The sequence below is a fragment of the Flavobacterium sp. genome (assembly GCF_043778725.1).
Classification (GTDB): domain Bacteria; phylum Bacteroidota; class Bacteroidia; order Flavobacteriales; family Flavobacteriaceae; genus Flavobacterium.
Genome location: NZ_JAYWFT010000031.1, coordinates 1 through 16410, shown reverse-complemented (window position 1 = coordinate 16410; position 16410 = coordinate 1). Strand labels below are relative to the sequence as shown.

At 29.8% G+C, this 16410-nt stretch carries 14 protein-coding genes and 2 tRNA genes; 8 read left to right on the top strand and 8 right to left on the bottom strand.

Features of this window, described 5'->3' with window-relative positions; genetic code table 11:
• The 3 genes from ACH2CG_RS03145 to ACH2CG_RS03135 all read left to right on the top strand — a co-directional run.
• On the top strand, positions 1-262 hold a 262-nt coding region (locus ACH2CG_RS03145; RefSeq protein WP_395062114.1), incomplete at its 5' end, for a T9SS type B sorting domain-containing protein.
• A 19-nt stretch (positions 263-281) separates the two neighbouring features.
• Entirely contained in the window at positions 282-2657 is a 2376-nt protein-coding gene (locus tag ACH2CG_RS03140; RefSeq protein WP_395062112.1) for a T9SS type B sorting domain-containing protein, read from the top strand.
• Between the two features lie 404 nt (positions 2658-3061).
• On the top strand, positions 3062-4165 hold the full coding sequence (locus tag ACH2CG_RS03135) for a LysM peptidoglycan-binding domain-containing protein (protein WP_395062110.1): 1104 nt from the start codon (positions 3062-3064) through the stop codon (positions 4163-4165).
• Between the two features lie 2 nt (positions 4166-4167).
• Here the strand turns inward: ACH2CG_RS03135 and ACH2CG_RS03130 are convergent, their stop codons facing one another.
• Both ACH2CG_RS03130 and ACH2CG_RS03125 read right to left on the bottom strand, forming a co-directional pair.
• Positions 4168-4854, bottom strand: coding sequence for a response regulator transcription factor (locus ACH2CG_RS03130; protein WP_395062108.1), 687 nt, complete (start codon positions 4852-4854; stop codon positions 4168-4170).
• Positions 4855-4919: 65 nt separating this feature from the next.
• A complete protein-coding gene (locus ACH2CG_RS03125) occupies positions 4920-6176 on the bottom strand; it encodes a sensor histidine kinase (protein ID WP_395062106.1) in 1257 nt (418 codons plus the stop codon).
• Between the two features lie 219 nt (positions 6177-6395).
• Here ACH2CG_RS03125 and ACH2CG_RS03120 point away from each other — a divergent pair, with 219 nt between their 5' ends.
• Positions 6396-6809, top strand: coding sequence for a DUF1573 domain-containing protein (locus ACH2CG_RS03120; RefSeq protein ID WP_395062104.1), 414 nt, complete (start codon positions 6396-6398; stop codon positions 6807-6809).
• A gap of 82 nt (positions 6810-6891) precedes the next feature.
• Here the strand turns inward: ACH2CG_RS03120 and ACH2CG_RS03115 are convergent, their stop codons facing one another.
• The 4 genes from ACH2CG_RS03115 to ACH2CG_RS03100 all read right to left on the bottom strand — a co-directional run bounded on the left by ACH2CG_RS03115 (position 6892) and on the right by ACH2CG_RS03100 (position 11472).
• Positions 6892-7368 carry a hypothetical protein gene (locus tag ACH2CG_RS03115; protein WP_395062102.1) on the bottom strand — a complete coding sequence of 159 codons (477 nt, stop codon included), beginning with the start codon at positions 7366-7368 and terminating at the stop codon, positions 6892-6894.
• A gap of 39 nt (positions 7369-7407) precedes the next feature.
• Positions 7408-8709: a 30S ribosomal protein S12 methylthiotransferase RimO gene (gene rimO / locus ACH2CG_RS03110; protein WP_395062100.1), complete on the bottom strand. Its 1302-nt coding sequence runs from the start codon at positions 8707-8709 to the stop codon at positions 7408-7410.
• Between the two features lie 235 nt (positions 8710-8944).
• Complete coding sequence (locus ACH2CG_RS03105) at positions 8945-10450, bottom strand: OmpP1/FadL family transporter (RefSeq protein ID WP_395062098.1); 1506 nt, start codon at positions 10448-10450, stop codon at positions 8945-8947.
• Positions 10451-10470: 20 nt separating this feature from the next.
• Entirely contained in the window at positions 10471-11472 is a 1002-nt protein-coding gene (locus tag ACH2CG_RS03100; RefSeq protein ID WP_395062097.1) for a hypothetical protein, read from the bottom strand.
• 100 nt (positions 11473-11572) lie between these two features.
• Between ACH2CG_RS03100 and proS the strand changes: the two genes are divergently transcribed.
• The 4 genes from proS to rpsT all read left to right on the top strand — a co-directional run bounded on the left by proS (position 11573) and on the right by rpsT (position 13615).
• A complete protein-coding gene (proS, locus tag ACH2CG_RS03095) occupies positions 11573-13051 on the top strand; it encodes a proline--tRNA ligase (RefSeq protein WP_395062095.1) in 1479 nt (492 codons plus the stop codon).
• An 85-nt stretch (positions 13052-13136) separates the two neighbouring features.
• Positions 13137-13208, top strand: a tRNA-Glu gene (locus ACH2CG_RS03090).
• 47 nt (positions 13209-13255) lie between these two features.
• Positions 13256-13327, top strand: a tRNA-Glu gene (locus ACH2CG_RS03085).
• Between the two features lie 36 nt (positions 13328-13363).
• Positions 13364-13615 (top strand): 30S ribosomal protein S20, encoded by a 252-nt coding sequence (rpsT, locus tag ACH2CG_RS03080; protein WP_395062093.1) that lies wholly within the window; start codon positions 13364-13366, stop codon positions 13613-13615.
• Positions 13616-14068: 453 nt separating this feature from the next.
• Here rpsT and ACH2CG_RS03075 read toward each other — a convergent pair whose 3' ends face one another.
• Both ACH2CG_RS03075 and ACH2CG_RS03070 read right to left on the bottom strand, forming a co-directional pair.
• Positions 14069-14473: a response regulator gene (locus ACH2CG_RS03075; RefSeq protein ID WP_395062091.1), complete on the bottom strand. Its 405-nt coding sequence runs from the start codon at positions 14471-14473 to the stop codon at positions 14069-14071.
• Positions 14474-14475: 2 nt separating this feature from the next.
• Positions 14476-16176, bottom strand: coding sequence for a PAS domain-containing protein (locus tag ACH2CG_RS03070; protein WP_395062089.1), 1701 nt, complete (start codon positions 16174-16176; stop codon positions 14476-14478).
• Between the last annotated feature and the right edge of the window lie 234 nt (positions 16177-16410).

The window sequence follows — 16410 nt, the reverse complement described above, 5'->3', positions numbered from 1 at the left end:
TGGAGCGCCACAATATTTTACACCAAATGGCGATGGTTACAACGATACATGGAATATAAAAGGTGTAAATGAGCAGTTTTATTCAAATACAATTATTCACATCTATGATAGATTTGGAAAATTAATTAAACAAATAGCACCACTAGGAGAAGGTTGGGACGGAACTTTTAATGGTAATCTTGCGCCTTCAGACGATTATTGGTTTACCCTTAAACTAGAAGACGGAAGAAGTGCAAAAGGACATTTTTCTCTTAAACGATAATTCTTTTACTAAAGTACTCATGTTATTTTTAAAAAAATCAATTTGTTTCTTATGTTTATTTTTTTTTCAATACTATTATTCTCAAAATGATTGTGTAGATGCAGTTGTAGCATGCGGAAATGTAAGCTACAATAATCTATCGGTTCTTGGTCCAGGAAATTCTGAAATAAATAATAACAACTCTTGTAGTGGTCAAGAAACAAATACACTTTGGATTAAAGTTAACATAAAAACAGCAGGAACACTCGGATTTATTCTAACACCAGAGAATACAAACATTTCCGTAGATTTTGATTTTTATGTTTTTGGACCAAATAGTACATGTGGTAATCTAGGAACTACCATACGATGCTCTACAACAAATCCGCAGTTGGCAAATTCTAGTAATAATACTACCGGAATGAATGCAAGTGAAACTGATGCCTTTGAAGGTCCAGGACAAAGCGGAAATAATTTTGTAAGTTCATTGGATGTTCTTGTTGGCGAAACTTATTATTTTGTAATAGATCGATTTGGTGGCGATAGTAACTTTTCATTGCAATGGACAGGAACCGCAACATTTAATGAACCACCAACCATAAACAATACAACAGCTGGCGCAACACTCAATATGGAAAAGTGCGACACCGATGCTGTTCTTGATGACTCTACTCCATTTAATTTATATCAAAACGGAACTTTAGCAATTGGCAATCAACCCAATATTGTGGCCACTTTTTACACAACAGAAAACGATGCAATTGTAGCAATAAATCCAATTTTAATTCCTTCAAACTATAATAATACTAGCAATCCGCAGTCTATCTATATACGACTAGAAAACACAATAACTAATTGTTTTTCTACTTCCAGCTTCTCATTAACAGTTACCCCATTCCAAACAGCCAACCCAATAGATTTGTCAGAATGTGACAACAATAACAATGGTTTTGAAACTTTTAATTTATCATTAAACGATGCTGTTTTAATAAATGGAAATCCAGATATTGAAGTTACTTATCATCCAGCGGCTAATGATAACATAACCTTACCTGTTAATTATACCAATCAAGTCGCCAACACCAATGAAACTTTGTGGGTAAAAATTAAAGATAAAATTAATGGTTGTGTTATTTTTAAACCATTTAACATTATAATTAATACTACTCCATCAGTTTTTTCTACACAATTAACGCAATGTGACTTTGAGATATTTCCAGACGGATTGACCACTTTTAATCTTTTGGAAGCAACCAATGCAATAACAAATAATAATGTAAACTTTTTGGTAAAATTTTATGCAAATACGTCAGATGCAACAAATGATACTAACTCTTTAAATACAAATTATTCAAATATTTCAAACCCTCAAACACTTTTTGTTAGAGTAATAAACCCTACAACCAATTGTTTTAGTACTACACAACTTGTTTTAAATGTAAGTACAAATCCAACTTCTATTGTAACATTAAATGAATGTGATGATGATGGTACAGAAGATGGGATAACAACTTTCAATTTGGCAAATGCTGGATTTGGTTCTACAGGAACCACAGTATCTTATTACTACAATTTGAATGATGCGCTGTTAGAACAAAACAAAATAACAAATACAACCTTTGGTAGCCAAACAATATATGCTCGTGTTGAAAACGGTAACGATTGTATTGGATTGCACATAATAAATTTGGTTGTTCAAGGTCTTCCTGTTTTTACTATAGAAACTAAGGGAACATTATGTCTAAATATGCCTAATCAATTAGTTACTTTAAACACAATAATAACAAATCCAGCAAATTATAATTATTTATGGACACCCAATGGCGAAACTACGCAAAACATTATTGTTTCCAATCCAGGAAATTATGCTGTAACAGTTAGTAACATATTAAATTCTTGCAATAAGACTGTTTCTAGTTTAGTCATTTCATCTGCTTCTGCTACTGTGTTATTGCCAACAATAATAGATTTAGAAGGAATAAATTCTGTTTTAATTTCTGTAAGTGGCATAGGAAATTATGTTTATAATCTAGATAATCCCTTTGGAATATACCAAGCAAGCCCATATTTTGAAAATGTACCTAACGGATTGCATACTGTTTACATAAAAGATCTTAACGGATGCGGAATCGTAGAAGATGAAATATCAGTTATTGGCGCGCCTAACTATTTTACCCCAAATGGAGACGGAATTAATGATACATGGAATATTAGTGGTGTTAATGAACAATTTTATTCTAACTCAATAATCTTCATCTACAATAGATTTGGAAAATTAATTAAAGAAATTGCAGCAATTGGTAAAGGTTGGGATGGAATGTACAACGGAAATTTTGCTCCTTCAGATGATTATTGGTTCACTATAAAACTAGATGATGGTAGGAGTACAAAAGGACATTTCTCATTAAAAAGATAAAACTTTTATTCACAATTAATTAGAAAAAAAATAAGTATTGTTGGTTCAAGAATTAAACTATTGCTATAAACAATATTAAAAAAATCGGAAATAACTACTCGCTATTCCACTACTCTTTTATTGAAAAAATATTTTTTTTATAAGTTAATTTTTTCTTTATAAAAGCAACGTCATACAATATGAATAGCAGGAAATTAGACAAAACAAAAGCCTTATGAAAATTATAATTTAATACGTTTAGATTAAAATTTAGTTAAAAAAAACTTTAAAAATAGCTTTTTGTAGTAACTTGCAACTCTTTAAAAGGCACTTTTCTTTGCCAAAAAATATAATTGCACATGAATTTTTTTAAGTTTTTCTTTTTCTTTTCGTTATTGTTTTCTTTCAATTGTTTTTCACAAAAAGTGATTAAGCACAATGTAAAATCAGGTGAATCAATTTATTTTATTGCAAAAAAATATGATGTAAGCGAATCTGAAATTTATGCTTTAAATCCTAAATTGAAAGGTGCCGTTTTAGCCTTAAAAGCAGAGGTAAAAGTACCAAACAAAAAGTTTAAACAAAAAGTTGTTAAAAAAGTTAATAAGGAAATTGGTACAGAAAATAAGGAGAAGAAAAAAAATGACACCACTCCCAATGTACTAACTCAAGTGCACATAGTAAAACCAAAAGAAACCTTATATAGTATTTCTAAAAAATACGAAATAAGTATGGAATTAATTTGTGAAATGAATCCCGAACTAAAAACTGGAAACTTAAAAATTGGTTCTAAATTGAAATTACCCAATCAAGATCAAGTTATTTCTAATCCTAAAATAGAGAATGAAGCTACAGAAAATACAGTTGTAGAGCAAATAAAGACTGACAATATAGTATCCAATGTTGATGTAGTTCATAAAGTTTTACCCAAAGAGACATTGTACGGAATCTCTAAACAAACTGGTGTTTCTGTATCAGACTTACAAGCTTTAAATCCTTCAATTGCATCTGGCTTGCCTGTTGGATTTTTTTTAATTGTCAAAAAAGGATTGAAAGAAGTTGAAGCTGATAAAACTGCGGTAGTGGTTGAAAAAATAGATGTTGCTATAAATGACATACCAGAAAGTAATAGTGCAAAAGCCGATTTTTTAATTGCAAAAGCAGTCGAGCACATTGGCACGCCATACAGAAGTGGAGGTACAACCAGTGCAGGATTTGACTGTTCGGGATTTATGTTTGCTACTTTTAAAAACATAGATATGACTTTGCCTAGAGCATCTCACGAACAAGCAAATTATGGCGTTCAAATTGATAAATCAATGGCTCAAAAAGGCGATTTAATTTTCTTTGCAACAAGAGGAAAAGGTAGAATTAGCCATGTTGGTATGATTACAGAAATTGTTAATGATGAAATAAAATTTATTCACTCCTCTACAAGTTCGGGCGTTATTATTTCTTCTATTAAAGAGGATTATTATGCAAGAACATTTGTTCAAATTAATAGAGTTTTAACTCTTGAAACAAAGTGATCTTAGTTTAAAACACTAAATTTAAATCCTATTCCGTGAAGGTTTTCTATGGCTATTCCTTTTTCATTGACAAGTATTTTTCGCAATCTTGAGATAAAAACATCAAGACTTCGTCCCATAAAGTAATCATCATTTCCCCAAAGCGATTTTAATATTTCTTCACGTTTTAAGACTATGTTTTTGTTGTCTAAAAATAATTTTAACAATTCGGCCTCTCTTTGTGTTAAACTTATTTTTTCTAAATCATTGAAAATCAAGTAGTTTTTTGTATCAAATTGATATTTTCCAATAGTATAATTATTGTCTTCTTGCAAAGAACTTTTTTGAGATCGTTTTAAAAAAATTTCAATCTTTAATAGTAGTTCTTCAATACTAAATGGTTTTACCAGATAATCGTCTGCTCCAAGCCGTAATCCTTTTATTCTATCTTCTTTTAATGTCTTGGCAGAAAGAAAAATTATAGGCACATTTGCATTTATTTTTCTAACTTTTTCGGCCAAATCAAACCCATCCATCTTGGGCATCATTATGTCAAATATGCAAATGTCAAATACATTATTTTTAAACATTTCATAACAACTTTCACCATCGTTGCAGTGTGTAACGTCATAAAACAACTCAAGATTATCCTTAGTTAAAAACGCTATTGTTTCATCGTCTTCTGCATAAAGTATTTTATATTTTGTCATTTTCTTAGTTTATATGATAGTTGTATACCGTTTTTATTAATTAAATCTATTTTTATCTGAAAACTTTATTTTTTTGGAATTTCAATAGAAATAGTTATTCCATTTTCTTTGTTATTATGAGCAATAATTTTCCATTTATGTTGCGTGCAAATCTTTTTTACATAATATAATCCAAGTCCAAATCCATTTACTTCATTGCTTTTTGTACTTGGAATTCTATAAAATTTATCAAATATAAAATTTATATTTTTATTAGAAACTCCAATTCCGTTGTCAATAAAATCAAGTTTTATTAAGTCTTTTTCTTCATTGATAGCAATCGTTATTTTTGGGTTTTCATTACAATATTTTATAGAATTGTCTAGTAAATTATAGATAATATTGGTAAAATGAAATTCATCTGCCAGAATCATATAATCACTCACAGCGGTTATTTTAACTTCTAAATTCGAGTTTTTAAGTTGCATGTTTTCAATAACATCTTTTAAAATTGGAATTATAAAAATATTTTTTTTCTCCATTTTCATAGGAGCATTATCCGACTTCGCAATATTTAAAATTTGCTCTATATGGCTGTTAAGTTTTTTACTTTGATTGATTATAATTTCGGTATATTTTTCAAGCTTTTCTTCATTCTCTATTACCGGATGTTTGTTTAAATAATTGGAAGCTATAAGGATAGATGACAACGGAGTTTTAAATTCGTGGGTCATGTTATTTATAAAATCACGTTGCAACTCAGAATATTTTTTTTGTTGAATAATGGTATAAATTGAGTATACATAAACCAATAATATAATTATTAATGCAAATGAAAGTATAAACCAAAACCTAAGGGAACTAGACAAATAGCTTGTTTCGTTAGGAAATCTAATTGCAAAATAATACACTAAATTCTCATGTTTCGGAAAATAAACTGTTTTTTTCTCGGGCGTTTTGTTAGAATAAGATACATAATTTCCATATACCATTTCGTCACTTTGGCAATTGTACATGGCATATTCAAAATCTGTTGTTATATTAAATTTTGCAAATTCAACTTTTAAATAATGCTCTAGAATGTTGGGTTCAAAATCATTATCAACATTAACTATATAATAATCATTGGCAATTTTCTTTATAGGGTTTTCTGTTGGCAACTCACTATTAGTTCCTAAATATAATTTTTTTACAACTTCCAATAATGCGATGTGTGTTTTTTGAGAAAATTTTTTCTCCTCTATATTGAAAGCTTCTTTTGTCCATAGTAATTGTGCAATCAATATTCCTATAGTTGCAATAAGTCCTAGTACAATTATTATATTAAAATTTTTTGTTTTCATATTTTTTTAAAACAGTAAAATAACTTAGTATTAAATTTTAAAGTAACAATTAATCTATTTTACAATGTAATATTACTAAAAAAATAATTAGAATTTTAGACTTAACAAGTCGTTAACAAACATTTGAAACCATTTAACAATACTGTCAATGATATTTAATTACTTTTGATTGAATAAAAATAAACACAAATAAAATAGTACAATTTAAATAATAAATTTATGAAAATTTTAAAAATTTCAATGGTTGCTTTAACATTAGGTTTAATGTCATTTACAATCGTTTCTAACGAAAATAAATCTGTTACAAAAACAGAAATAACTTCTCCAATTGCCTGGAAAAGTGAGACAATTGATGTTGGCCAAATTCCTCAAGGAACGCCAAAATTAATCAAATTTGAATTTAAAAACACAGGAACTAAAGCTGTAATTATTACAAATGTTCATGGATCTTGTGGTTGTACAGCAACAGATTATACAAAAACATCTATTGAACCTGGAAAATCTGCAATAGTTAAAGCTACTTATAATGCCGTTGCTGTAGGTGCTTTTACAAAAACAGTTACTGTTACAACTAGTGCAGAACCTACTGCAAAAATATTAACTTTTAAAGGTACTGTACTTGCAAAATCATAATTAATATAAAGGTGATTAATAACTGAAAAGCTCCTAAACAGTTTGTTTAGGAGCTTTTTTATTGATAGTATATTGACTAATTTTATCTTAAACGTTTGTCTTTTAGTTTTTCCATTCGTTCTTGTTTCTCTTCAATAATTTTTTTATAAATCACTTTTTGCTCTTCGTTTAAAAAAGTATTAATTATTCTGTCTGTTTTTTCTGAAACTGCTTCTATTTGTTTCGTTTTTTCATCATCAGAATCTTCACTTTTAAAAATCTTATAAATACTCTTACTACTAGATTCAATTTCTTTTTTAATGACAATTACTTGAAGTTCATCTAGTTTTAAATCTGTTTTTAACTTTTCTACATTTCTATCTATGCTCTCTTGCTTTTCTTTCTCAATTTGTTCATCAGTTTTTTTATGTCTGTCAGAATCACTTTGAATAGATTGCGGTCTTCCCATACCAGTATTGCTATAACTTCCATTACCACCATAACCACCATATTGCGCAGATACTGAACTAAAAGTTAACAAAACAAAATGTACAAGTAAAATAAATTTTAGTGTTTTCATTTTTAATTAAATTAAGATTATAATGTTGGCATTTTAATATTAAACCGGTTCACCATATAAATCATACTCGGTAGCATCTGTAATTTTTACCATTACAAAATCTCCAGTTTTTACATAAAATTTAGCAGCATCAATTAAAACTTCATTATCAACATCGGGACTGTCAAATTCTGTTCTACCAATAAAATGTTCACCTTCTTTTCTGTCAATTACACATTTAAACGTATGCCCAATTTTTTCTTGATTTAAATCCCAAGAAATCTGCGATTGTAAATCCATTATTTCTTGCGCACGAGCTTTTTTTACTTCCTCAGGAACATCATCAACCAATGCAAATGCACCAGTATTTTCTTCGTGAGAATAAGTAAAACATCCCAAACGTTCAAACTTCATCTCTTGAACCCAGTCACGCATTATTTCAAAATCTTCTTGCGTTTCTCCAGGATATCCAACAATTAATGTAGTTCTAATAGTCATTCCAGGAACCGCTTCACGAAAATCTTTCAACAACTTAGTCGTTTTTTCTTTCGTAGTACCACGTTTCATAGATTTTAAAATTCTATCCGAAATATGTTGCAATGGAATATCAATATAATTACAAATTTTTGGTTCGCGCTTCATCAACTCCAAAACATCCATTGGAAATCCAGTAGGAAAAGCATAATGCAACCTTATCCACTCAATTCCTTCCACTTTAACCAAGTTTTCTAGCAATTCGGCAAGATTACGTTTTTTATATAAATCCAATCCGTAATACGTTAAATCTTGCGCAATAAGAATCAATTCTTTAACACCATTTTTAGCCAAACCCTCTGCTTCTTTAACCAATTTTTCAATAGATTGCGAAACGTGTTTTCCTCTCATTAACGGAATAGCACAAAAACTACAAGGTCTATCACAACCTTCAGCAATTTTTAAATAAGCATAATTTTTGGGCGTTGTAGTCAATCGTTCACCTAGCAATTCGTGCTTATAATCGGCACCAAGAGCTTTCAATAAAAGAGGCAATTCTGTAGTACCAAAATATTGGTCTACATTAGGAATTTCCTTCTCTAGATCGGGACGATATCTTTCAGACAAACAACCTGTTACAAAAACTTTATCTACAATTCCTCGCGCTTTTTTATCTGCATATTCTAATATTGTATTTACAGATTCTGCCTTGGCATTATCAATAAATCCACACGTATTTATAACAACAATATTACCTTCTTGCTCATGCACAACGTCTTTACCGCTCGCTTTTAATTGTCCCATTAAAACCTCACTATCGTAAGTATTTTTAGAACATCCAAGTGTAATAACATTAATTTTATTTTTCTTTACCGATTTGGTTCTCATACCTTTATTTAATTGATCCCGAAGATTCGCGAGCAAAATTACGTTATTTATTTTAAGGAGCGAAACTTTATAGCATTTTTGGTTTCCATATTCCAGCTTTCCATTACAATCTCATCTCGTTAAAAAAAAACGAGATGAGGATTTTCATTGCAATCTGGGCTATTTTTAGCAAACTATTTACACAAAAAAACCATTCAAATTAACGAATGGTTTTGTACTATAAAACGCAAACCTATTACAATTCAAACGATAATGTCAAACTCACATTGTTATTTACCGAATTAATTCTGGCAGCATCTGTAAATCCTTTAGAAAAAAATTGCTGATCATAATCGCGTTTAGCATAAGCATAAGCCAAATCCAATTTTGTACTACCAAAATTATATCCTAAACCTGTAGAATACCCAGTTAAATCACCAATAGTTCTCCCATTCTTATAAGGACTTTGCTCCCATCGGTATCCACCACGAATACTCAATTTTTTAACCTTAAATTCACCACCAACTCGCACTTCATTAGACGTGGTAAGCAAGGTAGATATAGTACCATTTTCATTTAAGTAATCATTTTTAGGTTTAAATTTGGCATTACTATAATCTTTAACGGCATAGTCAATACTTATCAATCCTCTTTTACCAAAAACATAGGCAAAACTTCCAGTCAATTTACCCGGAGTTTGCAAGTTATAAGGTTGAAATATCATAGTAATATTAGGATCGGTAACAACCGTTCCATATTGAGTATTATCTACTGCTGCGTTCAATCCATAACCAGATGTAACAACTCTTTGTCGCAATTCATCATTAAGTTTATACCATGTTGGCGATTCAAATGCTAATCCCAATCGAACCTCTTTTATAGGTTTAAAAATTGTTCCCAATTGAAATGAAAACCCATTACCATAAGTATATAAATCGTTACTAAAACGAATTCTATCTACAGTAGATCCAACTGCATATTTTGCATTAGTATTAGATTCAAAGAAACTACTTGACTGTCTGTAATCTACAAAATGTGAATTAAGATTTAGTCCAAACGATAATTTATTATCATATTGAGCCGAAACATTAAAAGATAATTTACCATTGTATCCAGTAGACGCCACACTATTTTCTTGATAGTAATTTCCAGCCTGAGACACATTAGTATAATAATTTTGATTTGTGTTATCCGCTTCTATTATATAAGCATTGTATCCTAAATAAGCTTGCTGTTGTCCATAAAACAAATCTTCAAAATAAGCATTGTTAATACTCCCAAAAGGAATATTATTAGCGTAATTTAAAAAATATTTATCTATAGAATTATTTGAATTTGTTCCAGATGAATACAAAGAATTATCTAAATTTTTAGCATTTTCATAATTTAACGCTATTGCAAATTTTTTCCATCCGCTTTTTACGCTTCCATTTTCAAATACAAAAACAGCACCAGCCTGATTTAGATCAAATGAATTATTGTTATCAGAACTGTTTTTTCCAAAATAATTAGAATTATTTTTAGTACTGTTGTTTCCCAAAGTAAAACCAACTTGATTGTTAGCAAAAATAACAGACCCAGCAGGATTAATAGAAATAGATGAAAAATCACCACCAAGAGCTCCAAAAGCACCACCCATTGCTTTAAAACGAGCAGTTCCATTTAAATCTGTTTGAGAATATCGTAGAGCATCCGAAATATCTTGTGCTCTAATTGAAGTTATAGCTAAACTTGCTATTGCTATTGCAATTATTTTTTTCATAATAAAATAAGAAATTAAATTTATCTTCTTCCACCACCACCACCACCGGATGATCTTCCACCACCACCACTATTACTTCCTCCGTAGCTTCCGCCATTACTTCCACCAGAACTTGGCGTGTAAGATCTTGGAGAATCATAACTTCTTGGCGTTGAACTTTCTGTTCTAACAGGCGCAGGTGTAGTTGTAGTAGATCTAACAGGAGCAACTGGTCTTACGCCTCCAGTTTGATAATCATTAGTTCTTACAGGTCTTACGCCTCCAGTTTGACTTTCCGTTCTAACAGGATTTGTACTTCTAACACTTGGATAAGCACTGTTAGAATTTCTTGTTCCTCCATAATTTACATTACTTCTAGTATATCTATTAGAATTTATATCGCTAGAATTTCTTGAATAATTAGAGTTTCTTCTTCCACCAGAATGTGCATAGTTACCACCGTAATATCCATTATTGTAATAATTTCCATTGCCGTATCCATATCCATATCCATAATTCCCATACCAACTTGGTCCATACCATGAATTCCAACCCCAGTTATTTCCATACCATCCATTATTCCATCCTAAATAATTTCCATAATAACCGCCATAATAACCACCTCCATAGTATCCCCAATTGTTACCGTACCAACCATTATTATAACCCCAATTGTTGTAACCCAAATTATTATCATAAACATTAATCGTTACATTACCCTGATTGCTAGAACCCCAACTCGGATAGCTAACAACAGTTCCATTCGAACCTCTGTTTACAGTATCATTAACACTAGAATAATTCTCTACATCAGTAACAATTTCTTGATTATCATCCTTCAAAGAACTAAAGTAATCTTTGTAGTAGGCACTATTTGCTTTAGATTCTTCTTTTTGTCTAGGCTTTTCATTCGAACCATAAACTCCATCATTATCATAATATGAAGAATTTTGATAAGAACCACAGGAAGTTACAAGCAATGAAAAAAATCCAAGTATAGAATAAATGGAGATTTTTTTAATAAAAAAATAATTTGTTTTCATATCTATATCATTTTTATTGTTGGACAATACAAAAATAGTTAGTTTTGCCGAACTATTTAGTTAAAATAAGTTAAACAATTTTTATGCCAAACTATTCATTATGAGTAAGAACTTAACAACAAGAGCAGAAGATTATTCCAAATGGTATAACGAGCTTGTAGTCAAAGCAGATTTAGCCGAGAATTCAGGTGTTAGAGGATGTATGGTAATCAAGCCATACGGTTATGCAATTTGGGAAAAAATGCAAGCAGAATTAGACAGAATGTTCAAAGAAACAGGACATAGCAATGCTTACTTTCCATTGTTTGTTCCCAAAAGTATGTTTGAGGCAGAAGAGAAAAATGCTGAAGGATTTGCAAAGGAATGTGCCATTGTAACGCACTACCGATTAAAAAATGATCCAGACAAACCAGGTAAATTAATGGTTGACCCAAATGCCAAGCTCGAAGAAGAATTAATTGTTCGTCCTACAAGTGAAGCAATTATTTGGTCTACCTACAAAGGTTGGGTACAATCTTATAGAGATTTACCATTACTTATTAATCAATGGGCTAATGTAGTTCGTTGGGAAATGAGAACACGTTTATTTCTAAGAACGGCAGAATTTTTATGGCAAGAAGGCCACACTGCACACGCAACTAAAGCAGAAGCAATAGAAGAGTCAGAAAAGATGATGAATGTTTATGCTGATTTTGCACAAAATTTTATGGCTATTCCTGTTGTTAAAGGTTTAAAAACAGAAACAGAACGTTTTGCTGGCGCAGAAGAAACCTTTTGTATAGAGGCTTTAATGCAAGATGGAAAAGCTTTACAAGCTGGAACATCACACTTTTTAGGACAAAATTTTGCAAAAGCATTTGATGTTAAATTTGCCAATCAAGAAGGAAAACAAGAACATGTTTGGGGAACATCTTGGGGTGTTTCAACAAGATTGATGGGTGCGTTAGTAATGACGCATTCTGATGACAACGGATTGGTTTTACCACCAAATTTAGCACCAATTCAAGTAGTTATAGTTCCTATTTTTAAAACCGAAGAAGAATTTGAAAAAATAACTCTCGTTGCAAATGAATTAAGTTCTCAATTTAAAAAGCTAAATATCTCTGTTAAATATGACAACAGAACTACCCAAAAACCTGGATTTAAATTTGCAGAATGGGAATTGAAAGGCGTACCAGTTAGAATTGCAGTTGGACCAAAAGATCTAGAAAACAAAACCTTTGAAGTAGCTAGAAGAGATACACTAACTAAAGAAATTATTGCCAACGATTCTATTGTTAATTACACAAAAGAGTTGCTAGAAACCATTCAAGAGGAGCTTTTTCAAAAAGCGTTAAACTACAAAACAGAACACATTACAGAAGTAAATTCTTTTGAAGAATTTAAAGAAGTTCTAGAAAATAAAGGAGGATTTATATCGGCTCATTGGGATGAAACTCCAGAAACTGAAGAAAAAATCAAAGATTTAACTAAGGCTACCATAAGATGCATCCCATTGAACCAAATTAAAGAGGAAGGCAAATGTATTTTTACAGGAGCTAAATCTACTGGTAGAGTGTTGTTTGCAAAAGCTTATTAAAAAAAAAAATAAAAAAAATACTTTTAGCTATTGTGTGAATTAAAAATAGTTGTATTTTTGCACTCGCATTACAAAATAATGTAATGGCCCGTTCGTCTATCGGTTAGGACGCATGGTTTTCATCCATGTAAGAGGGGTTCGACTCCCCTACGGGCTACAAGTTCAATTATTATTGAGATTATTACAACTACGTTGGATGACATTGGCCCGTTCGTCTATCGGTTAGGACGCATGGTTTTCATCCATGTAAGAGGGGTTCGATTCCCCTACGGGCTACAAAAAATTATTTTATTTAAAAAAATACTAGAAAAAATGGCAAATCATAAGTCAGCTTTAAAAAGAATTAGAAGTAACGAAAAGAAAAGAGTGTTAAACAGATATCAGCACAAGACTACTCGTAATGCAATCAAAGCATTAAGAATATCTACAGATAAAAATGATGCTTCATCTAAATTATCTAGTGTAATTTCAATGATTGATAGATTGGCTAAGAAAAATATCATTCATGATAACAAGGCTTCTAATTTGAAATCTAAATTAACTAAACTTGTATCTAAATTGTAATAATTTTAGATTATACTTCAAGCCGTCTCAATTATTTTTTTGAGACGGCTTTTTTATTTTAAATATATTTATTTAAGATTCCATATAAAATTAAACCTACTTTTTTTAATTACTATTTTTTTTAAAATTTGTAATTAAGAAAGTATATACATCTTCATAAATTCTAAGTAATTAGTTTTTATTTTTAATACTGTCTTTTTAGAGTTCTTTAGGTTTTGTTTGTATTTTTTCTAAAAACACTTACATTAATCAGCATTTGGTTTTCCAGCATTTTTTTTAAAACTTATTATAAAAAAACTAAATCTTGTTACCAACAAGTCAATTCATATTGTTTACTAAATTGATTTAAAATTATTTATACAGTCTAACTACTGTAGCAATTACTATTTATAAAAATGGACTTTTAAGATTTTTTAGCCAAGAAACTATTACCTATACTAGTGCTTTAAAAAATTATATATTTGATAACAATTTGAGAGTATCCTTTGTTATTGGTTTTGATAGAAAATCAATTACCATTGTATAGGATTTAGACTTTTCAATATCTTTAGGGTCTATTGTAGAAGAGAGAACTATAACTTTTAAATTAGGAAAAATAGAGTCGTATTTTTTATTTGAAAATATATCTAAAAATTCCCATCCTCCCATTACTGGCATGTTTAGGTCTAAAAACATAAGTTCTGGCACTAATTTATTATCTTCATTTGTTATTTCTTGAAGATTATCAAAATAAATTAATGCTTCTTCTCCATTTTGAGCGGTATCGATAATTTTTGAAAATTCAGCTTTTTCTATGACTTTCTTGCATAACATCAATGTTATTGGGTCGTCATCTACGCATAAAATTTTACTTAACATAGTTAGTTGTTTTTAAATGAGATTATAAAAGTTGTGCCTACACCTACTTTACTTTCTACATTGATTGTTCCTCCCATTGATTCTACTTGAGACTTTACAAGATATAAACCTAACCCTTTACTATCTGGATAGTCATGAAACCTTTGGTACAATCCAAATATTTTATCTTTATTTCTTTCAAGATCAATACCTATTCCATTATCTTTAAATGTCAAAATTGTTTCTGAACTGGTTTTTTTGGAGGATATTGCAATTTTAAGTTGTCTTTTAGGCTCTAAATATCTCAAGGAGTTTGTCATCAAATTTAATAAAATACTTTCAATATAGGATTTATTGAGATTGATTATTTGAGCATTATTTAAATCCATTTTAATAATTGGTTTTTTAAGACTAATAAGAAAACTCAATTGATTAAAAACGTTTTCAAAAACATCTTTTATAATTATTTCTTCTTTTTGAATTGAGGGACTATCTTTTATAATGATAACATTTACTAGGTCATTTATTGTTTCATTTAATTGACTTGTAGATTTAGAGAAACCGCTTATTATCTCTTTTAGTTCTTCATTTTCAATAGGGATATCTTCAACTAAATTTAGCAATCCTGTTAGATTTGATAAAGGAGCTCTTAAATTGTGCGATGTTATATAAGAAAATTGTTTTAAGTCTTTATTGTTTTGTGTTAGTTCATTTATTAATTGATCTCTCTCTTCTTCTCTTTGTTTTTCTTCGGAAATATCTCTTTGAATTGATATCCAATGTGAATGTTGGTTGTCATTGTTGTTAATAGGTATCATAGTAAAATTGACCCAATATTGTTCTTTATTTTTCCTTTTATTTAAAACTTCGAGAGAGAATTCTTCTTTTTTCTTTAAGGCTTCGGTAAGTTTTTTAAAGTCTTTTCTTACGCTAAATTTATTCATGAATACAGTTGCAGATTTACCAATTACTTCATGAGGGTTGTAACCAGTCATTTTTGTAAAGGCAGGATTTACAAACACGATATTTGGCACTTCATTTTCAATATCTCCTGATTCTGTTATTATTACAGTGTCTTTTGTTTGGGTAATAACAGTTTCTAAAAGTTTTAACCGTTGTTCTTCTTGTTTCTGTTTAGTAACATCTTGAATTGCTCCAATCATTCTTATCACATTATCATCACTATCTTTTACTAAAAAACCTCTATCAAATACATATTTATAATTTCCGTCTGCACATAGAAAACGGTATTCATCTTGCCATTTTTCGGATTTCTCGGCTATAAAGGAATATAGTTTAACAGACATTTTTAAGCTATCTTCGGGGTGTATTTTATCAAACCACCATTGAAGATTATCTTTAACATCTTCACTTTTATAACCAAAAATACTTTGAATTCCTTTGTTCCATACAAATCCACCAGTCTTAATATCCCAATCCCAAATGGTATCACTAGTTGCTTTGGCTACAATATCATATAGTTCATTGGATTTTGATAATTCTGCGAACTCTGATTTAAATGAATCTACATATTTAGTTTTCTGATTGATTATTTTATAAAGTGCTACTGAAATAATTAATGCAATAAGCGCACTAGTAATTATAACTAAGACAATTTTATTTTCTTGAGAAGAATATTTTACAATTATAGTTTGGCTTGCAAAAACCAAAAGTAGTATAATAAGAAAATAAGTAATAAATTTATTATTGTAATTATTTTTCATTACTCAAAAATAAAAAAAAAATGGTAATAGAATGTTTTTTAGTAAAAAAATAATGTTTTTTTATTAGTTTAAACAATTATTGGTTATCAAAATGTAAACAATTGACGCTAAGGTTTTTTTTATCAAAATAAAGTGTACCTTTGCACCTCCATAGTATCCCCAATTGTTACCGTATCAACCGTTTTATTTTCATACCACTTTTTGGGTTTTTAGGTTCGTTTTTATCTTACGGAA